Genomic DNA, 15,810 nt, shown 5'->3' on the forward strand with positions numbered 1-15,810 from the left:
CCTACCGGCGAGTCTCGGCGCGTTCCCGACGCGCTGCCTCGACAGTAGCCAGCCGTGGCCGACCGTTCAACCCTTGTGTTCGCGCAGCACGGCGACGCCGCCGGACGGCAGGGTCACCGCCTGCTCGACAGGTGTCGCGGTGAGCAGTTCCATCCCCCGCGCCGGTACGTGCTGCTCGTGGTCGGTGTGGTTGAGCAGGAACAGCCAGCTCGCGTCGCCGTCGCGGCGGCGTACCGTCTCGACTCCCTCGGGTGCGCCGGGGCAGACGGGGGTGACGCCGGCGGCCCGGGCGGCGGCGTCGAGCAGCCGTCGGTGGGTGGTGTCGTCGGGGCGGGTGGACAGGTACCAGGCGGTGCCGGCACCCACCCGGTGCCGGGTGACCGCCGGCATCGCGTCCAGTACGCCTCCGGCGTAGCAGACGACGGGGTCAGCGCCGGACAGGCGGAGCGTCTCGGCCCAGATCCGCCCCGTGCCGCCGTCGTCGAGTCGAACGTGGTCGTCCTCGGCCAGCGGGTGGAACTCCTCGGCGGCCACCCCGAGCAGGTCCCGCAGCGCTGCGGGGTAACCGCCGAGGCGTACCCGGGCGTGTTCGTCGGCGACGCCGCTGAGGTAGGTCGCCACCAGGTGACCGCCGGCGTGGACGTAGCCGCGCAACCAGTCGGCGGTGGCGTCGTCGATCAGGTAGAGGGCGGGCAGCACGAGCATCCGGTAACCGTCGAGCGGGTCGCCCGGGGTGACCGTGTCGCAGGTGTAACCGGCGTGCCAGAGGACACGATGCGCGGCGGCGAGTTCGTCGTGGTGGTCCGGCAGCGTCGACGGCATGCCCGGATGGCGCAGCGCCCAGGCGCTGGCCGCGTCGACCACGAGCGCCACGGACGCCTCGACGTCGCCCCGGACCTCGGTGAGGCGCCGCAGCGCGGCACCGAGCGCGACGGTCTCCCGGAACACCCGGCTGTCCGGGCCGGCGTGGGGCACCAGGGCGGAGTGGAAGCGTTCGGCGCCGCCGACCGGTGCCCGCCACTGGAAGAACAGCGCACCGTGCGAACCTCGGGCGACGTGGGCGAGGCTGTGCCGCATCATCCGCCCCGGTTCCTTCGTGTGCATCCGGCCGGCGGTGTGGATCTGGTTGGGTGCGCTCTCCATCAGCAGCCACGTCGACGCGGCGGCGCCGGCCGGCGGGGACGGCGGGCCACCGGCCCGCGGTGCGGCGGAGCGGCGGTGGACGGCTGCGTGTCGGGCCCAGCCACGGGCCAGATCGGCGGCGAGCGCTGTCTGTTCCTCGGCCGCGCCGTCGACGGCGGACGGGTAGTGGTCGACGGCGACCAGGTCGACCTCGGTGGCCCAGCGGGCGTGGTCGACAGGCACCCAGTCGCCGAGCACGTAGTTGGTGGTCACCGGGAGTGCCGGGTTCGCCGTGCGCAGCCTGTCGCGTTGCTCGGTGTACGCGGTGAGCAGGGTGTCCGACCAGAAGCGGCGGAAGTCCAGCAGCTGACCGGGGTTGGGCAGGTACTGGGTGGCCCGGGGGGTGCTGATCTGCGCCCAGTCGGAGTAGTACTGGCTCCAGAAGCTGGTGACCCAGGCGTCGTTGAGGGCGCTCAGGTCACCGTGACGGGCGATCAGCCACCGGCGGAAGGCCCGGGCGGCATGCTCGCAGTGGCAGGTGGTGCCGTACTCGTTGTGCACGTGCCAGCCGGCCAGCGCCGGATGGTGGGCGTACCGGTCGGCCAGGGCGTCGGTCACGCGCAGCGCGGCCTCGCGGTAGGCCGGGGTGGCCGCGCAGTAGGTGTCCCGGCTGCCGTGGTGCAGGCGGATCCCGTCGGCGGTGACCGGTAGCGCACCCGGATGGGCCAGGGAGAACCAGGGTGGTGGCGAGGCCGTGGGGGTGGCCAGGGCGACCCGTACGCCACCGGCGTGCAGCAGGTCGAGCACCTGGTCGAGCCAGTCGAAGGTGTACCGACCGGGCGCCGGTTCGAGCCGGGACCAGGCGAACACCCCCACGGTGACGAGGTTGACCCCGGCCTGGCGCATCAGCGCGACGTCCTCGGACCAGACCTGCTCCGGCCACTGCTCGGGGTTGTAGTCACCGCCGTAGCACAGCGGGCCGTCGGTCCACATCAGCATCACCAGCCACCGCTTTAGTTGGGGAGGCGTCCAAACTATGGATCACTTCTACGCATGTCAACCGCCCGACATCCGGCCACATCCGTGATCATCGTTGACAGTTCGTTGGGTAGTTAAAGAAACTGACGGCACCGCTGCGAAGCCATCGAGGAGAGCTGATGCCGTACCGCCCGCCGTTGGTGCCCTACGAGACCTTCGTCGCCGACCCACCCGACCTGCCGGTGCGTGCTCCCGGTGAGGGCGGCCCGGCCGTGGTGAGCCGGGCCGAGGTCGCCGGCACCGACGCGCACGGCGCGACAGTCAAGGCGGTCCTGGCCGACGGGGTGACGGCGGTGGTGCGCGTCGACGCGGCCGGCGACGGCATGATCCGGGTACGGCTGGCCGAGGATCCCCAGGCCCGCAGCCGATCGGCTCGGCTGATGCCGCTGGTGCACCCCCGTACGCACCCGGCCACCGTCACCGTCGACGACCGGCGGGTACGGGTCGACGCGGGCGCGGTGATCGCCGAGATCCGGCTCGACCCGTGGCACATCCGGTTCCTGCGCCCCGACGGTTCGCTGCTGCTGGAGCAGGACCCGGGCACTGTCGACATCAGTGGCCGGCAACGCACCCTTCCGTTCGGACACTCCACCGCCGACGGGGTCCGGGTCGCCTGGCACGAGAGCTTCGTCGCCCCCGGCGACGAACGTTTCGTCGGCTTCGGCGAGAAGTTCACCCCGCTGGACAAGCGCGGCCAGCGGGCCCTGATGTGGAACTTCGACGCCTTCGGCAGCGAGTCCGACCGGGCGCACAAGAACGTCCCGTTCTACCTGTCAAACCGTGGCTACGGGGTCCTGGTCGACAGCGGACTGCCGGTGCAGTTCGACATCTGCCAGTCCACCCACAGCGCGGTGCAGATCCTGGTCCCCGACGACCTGCTCGACTACTACGTCCTGGCCGGGCCGACCCCCGCCGAGGTGCTGGATCGCCTGCGGCAGCTGACCGGGTCGCCGTACCTGCCGCCACGCTGGGCCTTCGGCACCTGGGTCTCCTCGGGCTTCTACCCCGACAGCCAGGAGCGGGTACTGGAGCGCGCCCGGCGCCTGCGCGAGCGCGACATCCCCTGCGACGTGCTGCACCTGGACTGCTACTGGCAGGTCGCCGGCAACTGGTCGGACCTGCGCTGGGACGCCGAGGCCTTCCCCGACCCGGCCGGCATGCTGCGGACCCTGGCCGAGCAGGGCTTCAAGGTCTGCCTCTGGATGAATCCCTATTTGATGACGGCCAGCCCGCTGTACGCCGAGGCCGAGGCGGCCGGATACTTCCTGCGCCGGCCCGACGGCAGTACGTACGTCGCCGACGTGTGGCACGGCAGCTACCCGGCCTCGGCCATCGTGGACCTGACCAACCCGGCGGCTGTCGACTGGTTCACCGGGCTGCTGCGGCCCCTGCTGCGGCAGGGCGTGGCGGTGTTCAAGACCGACTTCGCCGAGGGGGTGCCCGCCGACGCGGTGGCCCACAACGGGATGAGCGGCGTCGACCTGCACAACGTGTACGCCCTGCTGTTCAACGACGTGGTCGCCGCCGTCACCGAGGAGGTGGCCGGCCACCGGGCGGTGTGGGCACGCTCGTCGTACCTGGGTGGACAACGGCACAGCGCGCAGTGGAGCGGTGACGTCAACGCCACCTGGCCGGCGTTGGCCAGCACGCTGCGCGGTGGGCTGTCGCACGGCCTGTCCGGGGTGCCGTTCTGGAGCCACGACACCGGCGGTTTCCACGGCACCCCCGAGCCGGACCTCTACGTACGCTGGTCGCAGTTCGGTGCGCTGTCTCCGTTGGTCCGGCTGCACGGCACCACCAGCCGGCTGCCGTGGGACTTCCCGGCCGAGGCGGAACGACTCGGGGTGGCCGCGTTGCGGCTGCGCTACCGGTTGATGCCGTACCTCTGGTCGGCGGCGGTACAGGCGGCCCGCACCGGCGTACCGATGATGCGGGCCCTGCTCGTCGACACCCCGCAGGATCCGACGGCCTGGACGACCGACCTGCAGTATCGCCTCGGGACGGACCTGCTGGTCGCGCCGGTCCTCGACGCGTCCGGGGAGCGGGACGTGTACCTGCCCGTCGGCGACGACTGGTTCGACGCCACCACCGGCGAACTGCATCCGGGCGGCCGGCACCTGCGGGTGCGGGTGCCGCTGGCCCGGATGCCGTTGTACGTGCGCCGGGGCGCGCTGCTGCCGCTGGCCGCGCCGGGAGTCACTGTCGACGACGGGCCGTTCCGGGAGGTCACCCTGGTCTGCTGGGGCGCCGGGGACGGGCGCACCGTCGTGCACGACATGGACGGCGACACGATCATCGAGGCGGTCCGCGACGGCGACGAGTTGCGGATCATGACCCGGGGGCCGCTGCTGGTGGGGCAGCTGGCACTCGCGGGGGTCGGCGACGCCGACCGACCGGCCCGGTCACTGCTCAACGGTGCGGCGGTGACCGTCGTGCCCTTCGCGGGGCTCTTCCCCGCGCAGGGCTGACCGTTGCGCGCGGTGCCCGACTGCACGGAGTCAGGCACCGCGCGCAACGGGGCTGCCGTTGGTCAGCCCTTCACCGCTCCGGTGATCACGCCCTTGGTGAAGTGGCGCTGCACGAACGGATAGATGATCACCGCGGGGATGACCGTCACGACCACCACGGCCATCTTGACCGCCAGCGTCGGCGGGTACGCCGTCACCCCGGGCAGGCTCACCGACGCGCCGGAGACGTTCGGCGACTGCCCGGCCAGGATGTAGCTCTGCAACACCCGCTGGATCGGGAACTTGTCGTTGGAGTCGATGTAGAGCACCGCGTTGAAGTAGACGTTCCAGTAGCCGACCGCGTAGAAGAGCCCGACCACGGCGATCACCGCCTTGGACAGCGGCAGCACGATCCGGGTGAGGATGCGCAACTCCCCCGCGCCGTCGATGCGGGCGCTGTCGAGCAGCTCGGCCGGCACGTTCATGAAGAACGCGCGGATCACCACCAGGTTGAACACGCTTATCGCGCTGGGCAGGATCAGTGACCAGAGGCTGTCCTTGAGACCCAGCCCGGTCACCACCAGGTAGCTCGGCACCAGCCCCGGAAAGATCAGGAACGTCAGCAGGAAGTAGAACAGCAGCCCCCGGTGGGCCACCGAGCCCGGCCGCGACAGCCCGTACGCGGCCAGCACGGTGAGCACCAGGCTGACCGTGGTGCCGAACACGGTGACCAGGGTGCTGACCCACACCGCCCGGGTGACGTCGCCGCCGCTGAAGATGGTGATGTACGCCGACGGGTCGAACTCCCGAGGGATCATCACCATGCCGCCCGCGTCGTCGATGGTGCCGCGTGAGGCGAGGCTGGTGACCAGCACCGCCCAGAGCGGCACCAGCACCGCCGCCACCAGCAGGGTGAGCACGACCCCCTTGCCGATGGTCAGGGACGTCGACGGGCGACCCGCCCACACCGGACGACCGGGGTGGCGTCGTCGCGGCGGTGGCGCGGGTGGTCCCGCCGTGGCCGGTGCCGCGGGCACCGGCCCGGCACCACTGAGCTGTGCGGTCATGATTTCGCGTACACCCCCTGCTCGCCGAGCCGATGTGCGATCTTGTTCGCGGTGAGGATCAGCATCAGTCCGACCACCGCCTTGAACAGGCCCGCCGCGGCACCGAGTCCCCACTGCTGGGTACTGATCGCCTGGTAGTAGACGAACGTGTCGAGCACCTCGGCGGCCTCCCGGCCGACCGCCTCCCGTTGCAGGATGAACTGCTCGAACCCGACCGACAGCGCGTCGCCGAGCCGCATGATGAGCAGCAGCACGATCACCGGACGCAGGCCGGGCAGGGTGATGTGCCACAACCGCCGCCACCGGCCGGCCCCGTCGGCCGCCGCCGCCTCGTACAGGTTCTGGTCGATGGCGGACAGGGCGGCCAGGAAGACGATCGCGCCCCACCCCAGGTCCTTCCAGACCGCCTCGGCGGTGACCAGCACGATGAACGTGTCCGGATTGGTCATGATCCCCCAGGGCTCCAGACCGGCCTGGCGCATCTCCTGGGCCAGCAGTCCGGCGCCGCCGAACATCTGCACGAAGAACGTCACCACCAGCACCCAGCTGAAGAAGTGCGGTAGGTAGACGACGCTCTGCACGAAGCCGCGCAGCCGCCCGGAGACGACGCTGTTGAGGATGAGCGCCAGCAGGATCGGCAGCGGGAAGAAGAACACCAGTTGGAAGGCGGTGATGCTCAGCGTGTTGCGGACCGCGTCCCAGAACAGCGGGTCGCGGAACAGCGCCTCGAAGTTGCCGAAGCCGATCCACTCGCTGTTGAGGAACGCGTCCAGCGGGTCGTCGCCGACGAACGGGTTGTAGTCCTGGAAGGCGATGACGTTGCCCAGCGTGGGCAGATAGTGGAAGACCAGCAGCAGCACCGCCGCCGGTGCGGCCATCGCCAACAGCGGCCAGTCACGGCGCAGCCGGACCCGCAGGCTGCGCCGCCCACCCCGCCGGGGACGCCGCGGTGACGGCGTACGCCCGGCGGGTGGCCGCGTGTCGACGGTGCCGGGGGCGCTCACGGCCGCATCCCGGCACCGGTCGGCGGCATGCTCAGCTGCCCACTCATCGGCCGTTGTCGGCGAGCGCCTTCTCGTGGAACGCGCGGCCCTCCTCGCCACCGGTGTCGAGGAACTCCTTGCGTACCTGGGCCAGGTCGCTGACCGGGCGACGGCCGCGCAGGATGTCGCGGAGCTTGTCGTCGGTCGGCTGGATGATCTTCGACCAGTTGGCCGGGAGTTCCAGCTTGATCCCGGCGAACAGGTCCTGCTCCATCTGGCCGATGTGGTTGCGGTAGTACCCGATGTAGTCCTGCACGTAATTCGGGGTGTCGCCGCTGCGCACCTTGACCGGCACCCGACCGCCGATGTGGGTGTACTGCGCGCCGAGTTCCTTACGGCCCAGTTCGGTGAGCGCCGGCGTGCCGTCGGCGCCCCGGGTGAAGTGCTGTCCCTCCACGCCGTACTCGCGCAGCTCGAACTCCCGGCTGCCGAACGGGGCGGCACACCAGTTGAGCACCCGCAGCATCTCGTCGACCCGCTCGGCGGGCAGATCCTTCTTGAGGAAGGTGTAGAAGATCGGCTTCTCGCTGCCCCAGATGACCGGCTGGGCGCCCTGCGCGCCGAAGACCGGCAGCGGCTGCATGTCGAAGGTGGGCAGCTCCTTGGCCCGTTCGCTCTGCATGCCCTGCCAGGCGCCGAGGCCGTCGCGGTACATGAGGATCTTGCCGGAGTTGAACAGCTGCTTCTCGTCGGCGCCCTTGCTGGACACCGTGTCCGGGTGTACCAGGCCCTCGGCGAACAGTCTGGCGGTGAACGCCAGCGCCGCCTCGAACGCCGGGTCCTCGAACTTGTGCTGCAGACCGCCGTCGGGCTTCTTGCGCCAGGTCTGGTTGCAACCGAAGTACTGCTGGATCATCTCGAAGACGCTGCCGAAGGCCCACACGCCCTTGGCCGGGTCGGTGGCCTTCTTACCGAACTCGTACAGCTCGTCGGGGCTGGTGGGGGCGGCCAGCCCGGCGGCACCGAGCAGATCCTTGCGGTAGAACATGGCCCACGCGAACGGACCGTCGGTGGGGAACGGCACGGCGTAGAGCCGCCCGCCCCAGACCGAGTACTCCCAGGCGCCGCTGGGCAGCGCCGCCAGGTAGGGGTACTTCGCCGCGTTGTCGCCCTGGAGGTGGTCGGTCAGGTCGGTGAACAACGCCTTGACCGCGTCGGAGAACCGGGCGACCTTGTCCACCTCCCAGTTCGGCGCGGACAGCAGCTCCGGCACGTCGCGGGCGCCGAGCATGGCGTTGAGTTTGTCGGCGTAGGTCAGGCCGTCCTGCAGGCTCGGGTTGACCTCCACGCCGAGCTTGCCGTTCACCGCGCCCAGGTAGGCGTTGCGGCCCAGCGGCGGCGGGGTCGGGCCCCACCAGGGGCTCATCGTCTGGATCGGCGGGCCGCCCCGCCCGGGCGGCTCGGTGACCGCGTCGACGAGTTCGCGCGGGTAGCTGAGGTAACCGTCCGGGATGGGGCCCTCGCCGGGGATGTCCGGCTTGAGCAGCTCGGCCCGCTGGTAGGTGGGCAGCACCGCCTTGATGGCGTCGGCGTTCGTGGCGCTGCCCTGGCTGCCGGCTTCCTTGCTGCAACCGGCCAGGGCACCACCGCCCACGGTCGCGGCGGCGCCGAGGCCGATCAGCCGCAGCATGGTCCGGCGGTCGGTGGATGTGCGCGCAGAAGGCGTCACGGCGCACTCCCTTCGTCGTCGATAACGGTTTGCGGAGCGGAGGACTCCGGCTAGGATTAGTTGGGGTTCTAGCCGAACAAACTAATCGACGGCAATCCGTCCCACAAGACAGCGCGGGCGGCCTGGTCGGTCCCGCCAGCGCGGTACGCGATGATGGACGCGCGCCACGACACCGGCGCAGGGAGCGGGCAGATCGTGATCAGCATCCACAACGAACCGCAGCCGACCGACCTCGGTGACGTACGCGTCACCAACCGGGCGGTGGTGCTGCGGCACGTACGTCTGCACGCCCCCTGCTCCCGCGCCGACATCGCCGCGCGGACCGGCCTGAACAAGGCCACCGTCTCCAGCCTGGTCACCGAGCTGATCGGCCAACGGCTGGTCCGCGAGACCGGGCTGACCGAGAACCGGGTCGGCCGACCGGCCACCATGCTGGTGCTCGACGGTGAGCCGTACGCCGCCCTGGGCCTGCAGATCGGCGTGGACGAGCTGGTGGCCGTCGCCGTCGACCTCGGCGGCAACCGCCTGCTGACCTGGCGGCGGGCCTTCGCCGCGAGCACCGTCTCCCCCACCGAGACAGTGCGCGCCCTGACCGCGCTCGCCCGGCGGGCGATCGGGCGGGTCACCGCCCAGGGTCGCACCGTGCTGGGCCTCACCGTCGGCGTACCCGGACTTGTCGACCCGTCCGGCGCGGTACCCCTGGCCAGCGCCCTGGGCTGGCGCGACGTACCGGTCGCGGCGGAACTGCGCGCCGCCCTGCGGGACCCGGAGTTCGCCGTCGGTGTCGACAGCGTCGCCAACCTCGCCGTCCTCGCCGAGCAACGGCACGGCGGTCACGCGGCCACCAGCGACCTGGTGCACCTGACCGGCGGGCTCACCGTCGGCGCGGGCATCATCGCCGCCGGACGACTGCTGCGGGGCGGACGCGGCTTCGCCGGCGAGATCGGACACCTGACGGTGGATCCCGCCGGGCCGCCCTGCGCCTGCGGCACCCACGGCTGCCTGACCGCCCTGGTCGGCCTGCCCGCCGTGGTCCGCCGGCTGCTGCCCGACGTCGAGGCCGACGGTCCGGTCGTCGACTACCTGCCGGAACTGACGCGGATCGTGGCGCTCGCCCAGCAGGACGACCCCGGCGTGTGCAGCGGCCTGGCGGAGACCGGCCGGCACCTCGGTCGTGGTGTCGCCGTCCTGGCCGACCTGCTCAACCCGGAGACCGTCGTGCTCGGTGACCATTTCGCCACCCTGGCGCCCTGGCTGCTGCCGGCGGCCCGGTCGGAGCTGGCCGCCCGGGCACACGCCCCGGGTGCCGGCGGGTGCCGCCTGGAAGCCTCCACCCTGGACACCGCAGGTGCGCTCGGCGGCGCCACCGCCGCCCTGGCCACCATCGAGGCCGGGCGGCTACCCGCCCGCTGATCGGCCACCACGCTCCCGGTCGATGCGTGCCCGGCCGGTCGGAGTCTTGACCCGACCCGCCGAGGGTGCCAACCTCGAAGCGAGCCGCTCCGTACGGGCACCCGGGGCGGCTTGCTTTCCACGGTTTGTCGAAGCGCTTCGCCAGCGTCCGGGCCGACGACCGTCACCCCACCATGACCTGCGAGGCCGCTCGGCCATCCGCCGTCGAAGCGCTTCGACCTCCGGCGCGCCGGGCACTGGAAGGCGATCCACCATGACCGACCGCACCACGCCCCCACTCCAGGACCGGGTCGACGACCTGCTGACCCGGCTCACCCTGACGGAGAAGATCGGGCTGCTGCACCAGTGGCAGGCCCCGGTCCCCCGGCTCGGCCTGCCCGGCTTCCGCACCGGCACCGAGGCGCTGCACGGCGTCGCCTGGCTCGGCCCGGCGACCGTCTTCCCCCAGGCCATCGGCCTGGCCAGCAGTTGGAACCCGGAGCTTGTCCGGGCCGTCGGTGACGCCGTCGGCGACGAGGTACGCGCCAAACACCACGCCGACCCGCAGCGGGTCGGCCTCAACGTGTGGGCGCCGGTGGTCAACCCGCTGCGCGACCCACGGTGGGGACGCAACGAGGAAGGCTGGTCGGAGGACCCGTGGCTGACCGGCCGGCTCGCCACCGCCTACGCCCAGGGTCTGCGCGGCGGTCATCCCGAGCGGCTGCGTACCGCCCCCACGGTCAAGCACTTCCTCGGCTACAACAACGAGACCGACCGGGCCACCACCTCCAGCGACCTGCCGCCCCGGGTGCTGCACGAGTACGAACTGCCGGCGTTCCGCGCCCCCATCGCCGCCGACGCGGCGGTCGCGGCGATGGCCAGCTACAACCTGGTCGACGGGGTTCCGGCGCACCTGAGCCCGCTCATCGACGGCGAACTGCGCCGGTGGGCCCCCGGCGAGGTCCTGGTGGTCGGCGACGCGGGCGCGGTGAGCAACATCGCCGGCCTGCAGGGCCACCTGCCCGACCACGTCAGCGGGTTCGCCGCGGCGCTGCGCGCCGGGATCGACAGCTTCACCGAGGACGACGCCGACAGCGGACCCACCCGACGACATCTGACCGAGGCCCTGCACCGTGGACTGATCACCGAGTCGGACGTGGACCGGGCGGTCCGTCGGGTGCTCACCATCCGGTTGCGGCTGGGCGACCTCGATCCGCCGGCCACCGACCCGTACGCGGCGACCGGCCCGGAGGTGATCGACTGCCCGGCCCACCGGAACCTGGCCCGGGAGGCCGCCCGGCAGTCCATCGTGCTGCTGCGCAACAGTGGGTTGCTGCCGTTGGCGCCCGATGTACGGATCGCCGTGCTCGGTCCGCTCGCCGACGTCGTGCACACCGACTGGTACAGCGGCACCCTGCCGTACGCGGTCGACACCTGTCAGGGGTTGACGCAGCGGCTGCCGCAGGTCACCACCCATCCCGGCGCCGACCGGATCGCCCTGCGGGTCGGTGACCGTTCGGTGGGGTGCCCGGACGAGGCCGAGGGCGGGCCGTTGCGCCTCGGCGTCGACGCCGCCTGGTTCGACGTGTTCGACTGGGGGCGGGACACGGTGGCGTTGCGGGCCGTCGGCAACGGCCGGCACGTCGGCGTCGACGACGACGGCGCGCTTGTCAACGACAGGTCCGGTCCCGGCGGCTGGGTGGTCCGGGAGACCTTCCAGTTCGACCCGCTGCCCGGCGGCGCGGTGCTGCTGCGCCACCTGGCCACCGACCGGTACGTCACGGTGGACGAGGACGGCCGGCTGCGGGTCGACGGTGACGACCGGCAGGCCGGCACCGCCTTCGACATCGACCTGGTCATCGACGGGGCGGCGCGCGCCGCCGAGCTGGCCGCCGCCGCCGACGTGGCGGTGGTGACACTCGGCAACCACCCGATGGTCAACGGACGGGAGACCGAGGACCGCCTCGACCTGTCCCTGCCGGCCCGGCAGGAGGCGATGCTGCGCGCCGTGCACGCCGCCAACCCGCGCACCGTGCTGGTGGTGACCAGCAGCTACCCGTACGCCCTGCGGTGGGCGCAGGAGCATCTGCCGGCGGTGCTCTGGTCGGCGCACGGCGGGCAGGAACACGGCCACGCCCTGGCCGAGGTGCTCCTCGGCGACGCCGATCCCGGCGGCCGGCTCACCCAGACCTGGTACGCCGACGTCGCCGACCTGCCTGACCTGCTCGACTACGACGTGATCGGCGCGGACTCCACCTACCTGTACTACCGGGGCGAGCCGCTGTACCCGTTCGGGCACGGCCTGTCCTACGCCGATTTCGACTACCGCGACCTGCGGCTGAGTGCCACGTCGGTGAGCGTCGGCGAGGTGGTCGAGGTGAGTGTGGACGTCACAAACACCAGTGACCGCCCCGGAGTGGAGGTGGTGCAGCTCTACACCCGGCAACGACGCTCCCGGGTCAAGCAGCCACTGCGGCAGCTGCGCGACTTCGCCCGGGTCGTCCTCGCCCCCGGTGAACGCCGTACCGTCACGCTGCGGCTGCGCAGCGCCGAGTTGAGCTGGTGGGACGCCGACCGGGGCAGCACTGTGGTGGAGGACGCCACCCACACCGTGCTGGTCGGGCGCTCCGCGACCGACGTGCGACTGGTCGGCGCCGTGGCCGTACGCGGTGAGCCGGTGGCGCCGCCGGTCCGGCCGCACGCCACGAGCGGAGTCCGGTGAGCGGGCGCGGCCGGGTGCCGTCCGGCCAGCCCACAATCGCCGACGTGGCTCGCCACGCCGGTGTCGCGGTGAGCACCGTGTCGTACGTGCTCAGCGGCAAACGGGCCATCTCCGAGTTGACCCGCAACCGGGTGCTGGCCAGCGTCCGGCTGCTCGGCTACCACCCGAACGCCGGGGCGCGGGCGCTGGCCAGCCGACGCGCCAACGTCATCGCGCTGGTGCTGCCGCTGCGCTCGGGCATCCAGGTGCCGGTGGTGATGCAGTTCGCCACCGCGGTGGTGACCTCCGCCCGCCGCCACGACCACGACGTGCTGCTGCTGACCTCCGACGAGGGCCCGCAGGGGTTGCACCGCATCGCCGCCGGCGCCCTGGTCGACGGGGTGCTGGTGATGGATGTGGAGCTGCACGACGTGCGGGTGCCGCTGCTGCGCGAGCTGGGACGACCGAGCGTGCTGATCGGCCTGCCCGCCGACACCGACGGGCTGACCTGTGTGGACCTGGACTTCCACCGGGCCGGGCAGGTCTGTGTGGACCACCTGGCGGGGCTCGGTCACCGCCACATCGCGCTGCTCGGTGCCCCGGCCGCCGTCTACGACCGGGGCACCGGTTTCGCCCACCGCACCCGCGCGGGCGTGGTCGAGGCGGCGGCCCGGCACGGCGTCGAGGCGGTGACGATGCCCTGTGAGGAGAACGCCGCCGAGGTGCACGGCCGGGTGGTGGAGCTGTTCGCCCGGCAGCCGGAGCTGTCCGGTCTGGTGGTGCAGAACGAGGCGGCGGTGGGCCCGGTGCAGGCGGCGCTGGCCGCGCTGGGCCGACGGGTGCCCGATGACGTGTCGGTGGTGGCGGTCTGCCCGGACCAGTTCGCCGAACACGCCAGCCCGCGCCTGACCTCGGTGCCGGTACCCGCCGAGGAGATCGGCCGGCAGGCCGTGTCGCTGCTCATGCGTAAGCTTCGGGACGAGCCGACACCGCAGGTGACGCTGCTGGAACCCCGGCTGACCGTGCGGGACAGCACAGCCAGCGCGACCGACACGTCAGCGGCGTACGACGGTCGGGCTGCGGCCCGGTGACCGGTCCGGTTCACCGGGTCTGGGACACCGCACCGGCGGCCGACTGGCCGGACGCTCTGCTCGCCGGCAACGGCGAGTACGGGATCATGGTGCACGGCGACCCGTACGCCGAACGCATCGTGGTCAACCACCACCGGTTCGTGCTGCCCAATGGCACCCACGACGCCCGGGCGCCGCAACTGGCCGCGCTGCTGCCCCGGATCCGGCGACTGATCCTGGCCGACCGGCGGGCGGCGGCCAGCCGGCTGCTGGCCGGTGACGGTGTCCTGCGCTGGACGCAGTCGTTCCATCCCGGCTTCGCCGTCACCGTCGACGCCGACGACGCGCCTGTGGGTGACTACCGCCGGTACACCGACTTCGACACCGGTGAGGTCGTCGTGCGGTGGACCGGCGGCAGCCGGCGTTCGTTCGTCTCGCGTACCGACCGGCTTGTCGTCACCCGGCTGGACATGGGCGCCTGCCGGGTCGGCGTGACAGGTGACCTGCCCGGCCGACCCGCCGGACTGCGGTACGCGGTGTCGGCGTACCGCCGCGACGGGCTGGTCTTCCTACGGGTGCGGGCCCGCTACCCGACAGCCGGCGCCGCGTACGGCTTCGAGGGGTTGACCCTGCTGCGCGGCGCCGTCCAGATCGACGGGGATACGGTACGCGTCGACGGACCGGCCCTGCTGCTGACGGTGCTCGACCGCCCGCAGGACCGGTGGCGGACCGGCGGACTGGTCCGCCGACTGACCCGTTACCGGCAGGCCGGCTACGACGACCTGCTGGCCCGGCACACGGCCCGGCACACCCCGGCGTACCGGCGGGTCGAACTGGACCTGGCGGTGCCGGCGGCACAGCGGGTGTTGCCCGTCGGTGAGCTGCTGGCCCGGCAGGCCGCCGACCCTCGCACCCTGGACGCGGCGCTTGTGGAGCGGCTGTTCCACGCCGGCCGTTACCTGCTGCTCAGCGCCAGTGGCGTGCTGCCGCCCCGGCTGACCGGGCTGTGGCTCGGTTCGTGGGACGCGGCCTGGGCCGGTGACTTCACCACCGACGCCAACCTGAACCTGCAACTGGCCTCGGCGAACCTGGCGGCCCTGCCGGAGGTCACCGCGGCACACGCCCGCCTGGTGCGGGCCCAGGTCGGGCACTGGCGACGCAACGCCCGCGCGATCTACGGGGCGCGTGGGCTGCTCGCGCCCAGCCGCACCGACGGCGAGCACGGTCACCTGTTCCACATGCATCCGGACTGGCCGTTCGCGGCGTGGCTGCCGGGCGCGCACTGGCTGCTGTTCCCCCTCTACGAGCAGCACCTGGTGACCGGCGCGCCGCTGGGTGAGGTGGCGGGTTGGCTGGTGGAGGTGGCCGAGTTCTTCGCCGACGTGCTGACCACCACCGCGGACGGAAGGCGGGGGTTCGTGCCGTCGTACTCGGCGGAGACGGGACCGCTTGACCCGGTGGGCACGGCGGTGCCCGCGGCGGTCAACGCCACGATGGACATCGCCGCGGCGCGGCACGCGTTCACCGTGGCCGCCGCGCTGACCGGCGAGCGGCGGTGGACGCGGCTGGCGGCGCGGCTGCCGCCGTACCGGGTCGACGCCGACGGAGCGTTGACCGAGTGGGCCTGGCCCGGCTACCGGGCCGACGACAACCACCGCCACGTCAGCCACCTGTATCCGGTGTGGCCGCTGGACGAGATCAACCCCGAGGACACGCCGGAACTGGCCGCCGCCGCGCACCGGGCGTTGCGCCGCCGGGGCGACGAGAACCTGTCCGCGCACGGCAGCCTGCACCGGGCCCTGGCCGCCGCCCGGCTGCACGACGGGCCACTTGTCGAGGCGAACCTACTCAAGATCGTCGGCAACGACATGTTCTTCCGGTCGCTGATGAGCGCGCACAACCCGAATCGGGTCACCTACAACGCCGACGCCGCGCACGCCCTGCCGGCGGTGCTGATCGAGTCGCTGGTGCAGGGGCGGCCCGGTCGGCTGCGGCTGTTGCCGGCACCGCTGCCGGGGCTGCCGCGCGGGACACTGCGCGGAGTGCGCCTGCCCGGGCGGGTCACCGTCGAGGAGGTGACCTGGCGACCCGGCTCGGTACGGGCCCGGCTGGTCTCGGCGGTCACCGGGCGGCTGCGGGTCGGCAGCCCGTACGGCGAGACGGTACGACAGGTGACCGCCGGTGAGCCGATCGAGGTGTCGTTCACCCGGTGACGTCCCGACCGGGTCCGCGACCGCGTCGGCGCTGCCGGGCGGCGCACT

Annotated in this window: 9 protein-coding genes; 5 read left to right on the top strand and 4 right to left on the bottom strand. The window is 72.3% G+C overall.

Annotation, left to right across the window (positions count from 1 at the left end; translation table 11 throughout):
- Positions 1–66 precede the first annotated feature (66 nt).
- Positions 67–2,121 carry a beta-galactosidase gene (locus tag CLT74_RS07080; RefSeq protein WP_486582084.1) on the bottom strand — a complete coding sequence of 685 codons (2,055 nt, stop codon included), beginning with the start codon at positions 2,119–2,121 and terminating at the stop codon, positions 67–69.
- A gap of 158 nt (positions 2,122–2,279) precedes the next feature.
- Here CLT74_RS07080 and CLT74_RS07085 point away from each other — a divergent pair, with 158 nt between their 5' ends.
- Positions 2,280–4,628, top strand: a complete 2,349-nt coding sequence (locus tag CLT74_RS07085; RefSeq protein ID WP_099845829.1) for a TIM-barrel domain-containing protein — start codon at positions 2,280–2,282, stop codon at positions 4,626–4,628.
- A gap of 62 nt (positions 4,629–4,690) precedes the next feature.
- Here CLT74_RS07085 and CLT74_RS07090 read toward each other — a convergent pair whose 3' ends face one another.
- Genes CLT74_RS07090 through CLT74_RS07100 form a run of 3 tightly spaced genes read right to left on the bottom strand, consistent with a single transcriptional unit; the run spans position 4,691 to position 8,386 of the window.
- The gene (locus CLT74_RS07090; RefSeq protein WP_099845830.1) at positions 4,691–5,674 is read right to left on the bottom strand and encodes a carbohydrate ABC transporter permease; all 984 of its coding nucleotides are present in this window, start codon (positions 5,672–5,674) and stop codon (positions 4,691–4,693) included.
- On the bottom strand, positions 5,671–6,678 hold the full coding sequence (locus CLT74_RS07095; protein WP_099845831.1) for an ABC transporter permease subunit: 1,008 nt from the start codon (positions 6,676–6,678) through the stop codon (positions 5,671–5,673). The genes CLT74_RS07090 and CLT74_RS07095 overlap by 4 nt, the downstream gene beginning before the upstream one ends.
- 43 nt (positions 6,679–6,721) lie before the next feature.
- Complete coding sequence (locus CLT74_RS07100) at positions 6,722–8,386, bottom strand: extracellular solute-binding protein (RefSeq protein WP_486582085.1); 1,665 nt, start codon at positions 8,384–8,386, stop codon at positions 6,722–6,724.
- A 195-nt stretch (positions 8,387–8,581) separates the two neighbouring features.
- Here CLT74_RS07100 and CLT74_RS07105 point away from each other — a divergent pair, with 195 nt between their 5' ends.
- The 4 genes from CLT74_RS07105 to CLT74_RS07120 all read left to right on the top strand — a co-directional run bounded on the left by CLT74_RS07105 (position 8,582) and on the right by CLT74_RS07120 (position 15,762).
- Positions 8,582–9,799 (top strand): ROK family transcriptional regulator, encoded by a 1,218-nt coding sequence (locus CLT74_RS07105; RefSeq protein WP_099851478.1) that lies wholly within the window; start codon positions 8,582–8,584, stop codon positions 9,797–9,799.
- A 253-nt stretch (positions 9,800–10,052) separates the two neighbouring features.
- Positions 10,053–12,500: a glycoside hydrolase family 3 C-terminal domain-containing protein gene (locus tag CLT74_RS07110; protein WP_099845833.1), complete on the top strand. Its 2,448-nt coding sequence runs from the start codon at positions 10,053–10,055 to the stop codon at positions 12,498–12,500.
- Positions 12,497–13,570: a LacI family DNA-binding transcriptional regulator gene (locus CLT74_RS07115; RefSeq protein ID WP_099845834.1), complete on the top strand. Its 1,074-nt coding sequence runs from the start codon at positions 12,497–12,499 to the stop codon at positions 13,568–13,570. The genes CLT74_RS07110 and CLT74_RS07115 overlap by 4 nt, the downstream gene beginning before the upstream one ends.
- Positions 13,567–15,762, top strand: coding sequence for a glycosyl hydrolase family 95 catalytic domain-containing protein (locus CLT74_RS07120; protein ID WP_099845835.1), 2,196 nt, complete (start codon positions 13,567–13,569; stop codon positions 15,760–15,762). Before CLT74_RS07115 ends, CLT74_RS07120 begins: the two co-directional genes overlap by 4 nt.
- The last annotated feature ends 48 nt before the right edge of the window (positions 15,763–15,810 follow it).

It is taken from the genome of Verrucosispora sp. CNZ293, from assembly GCF_002754655.1.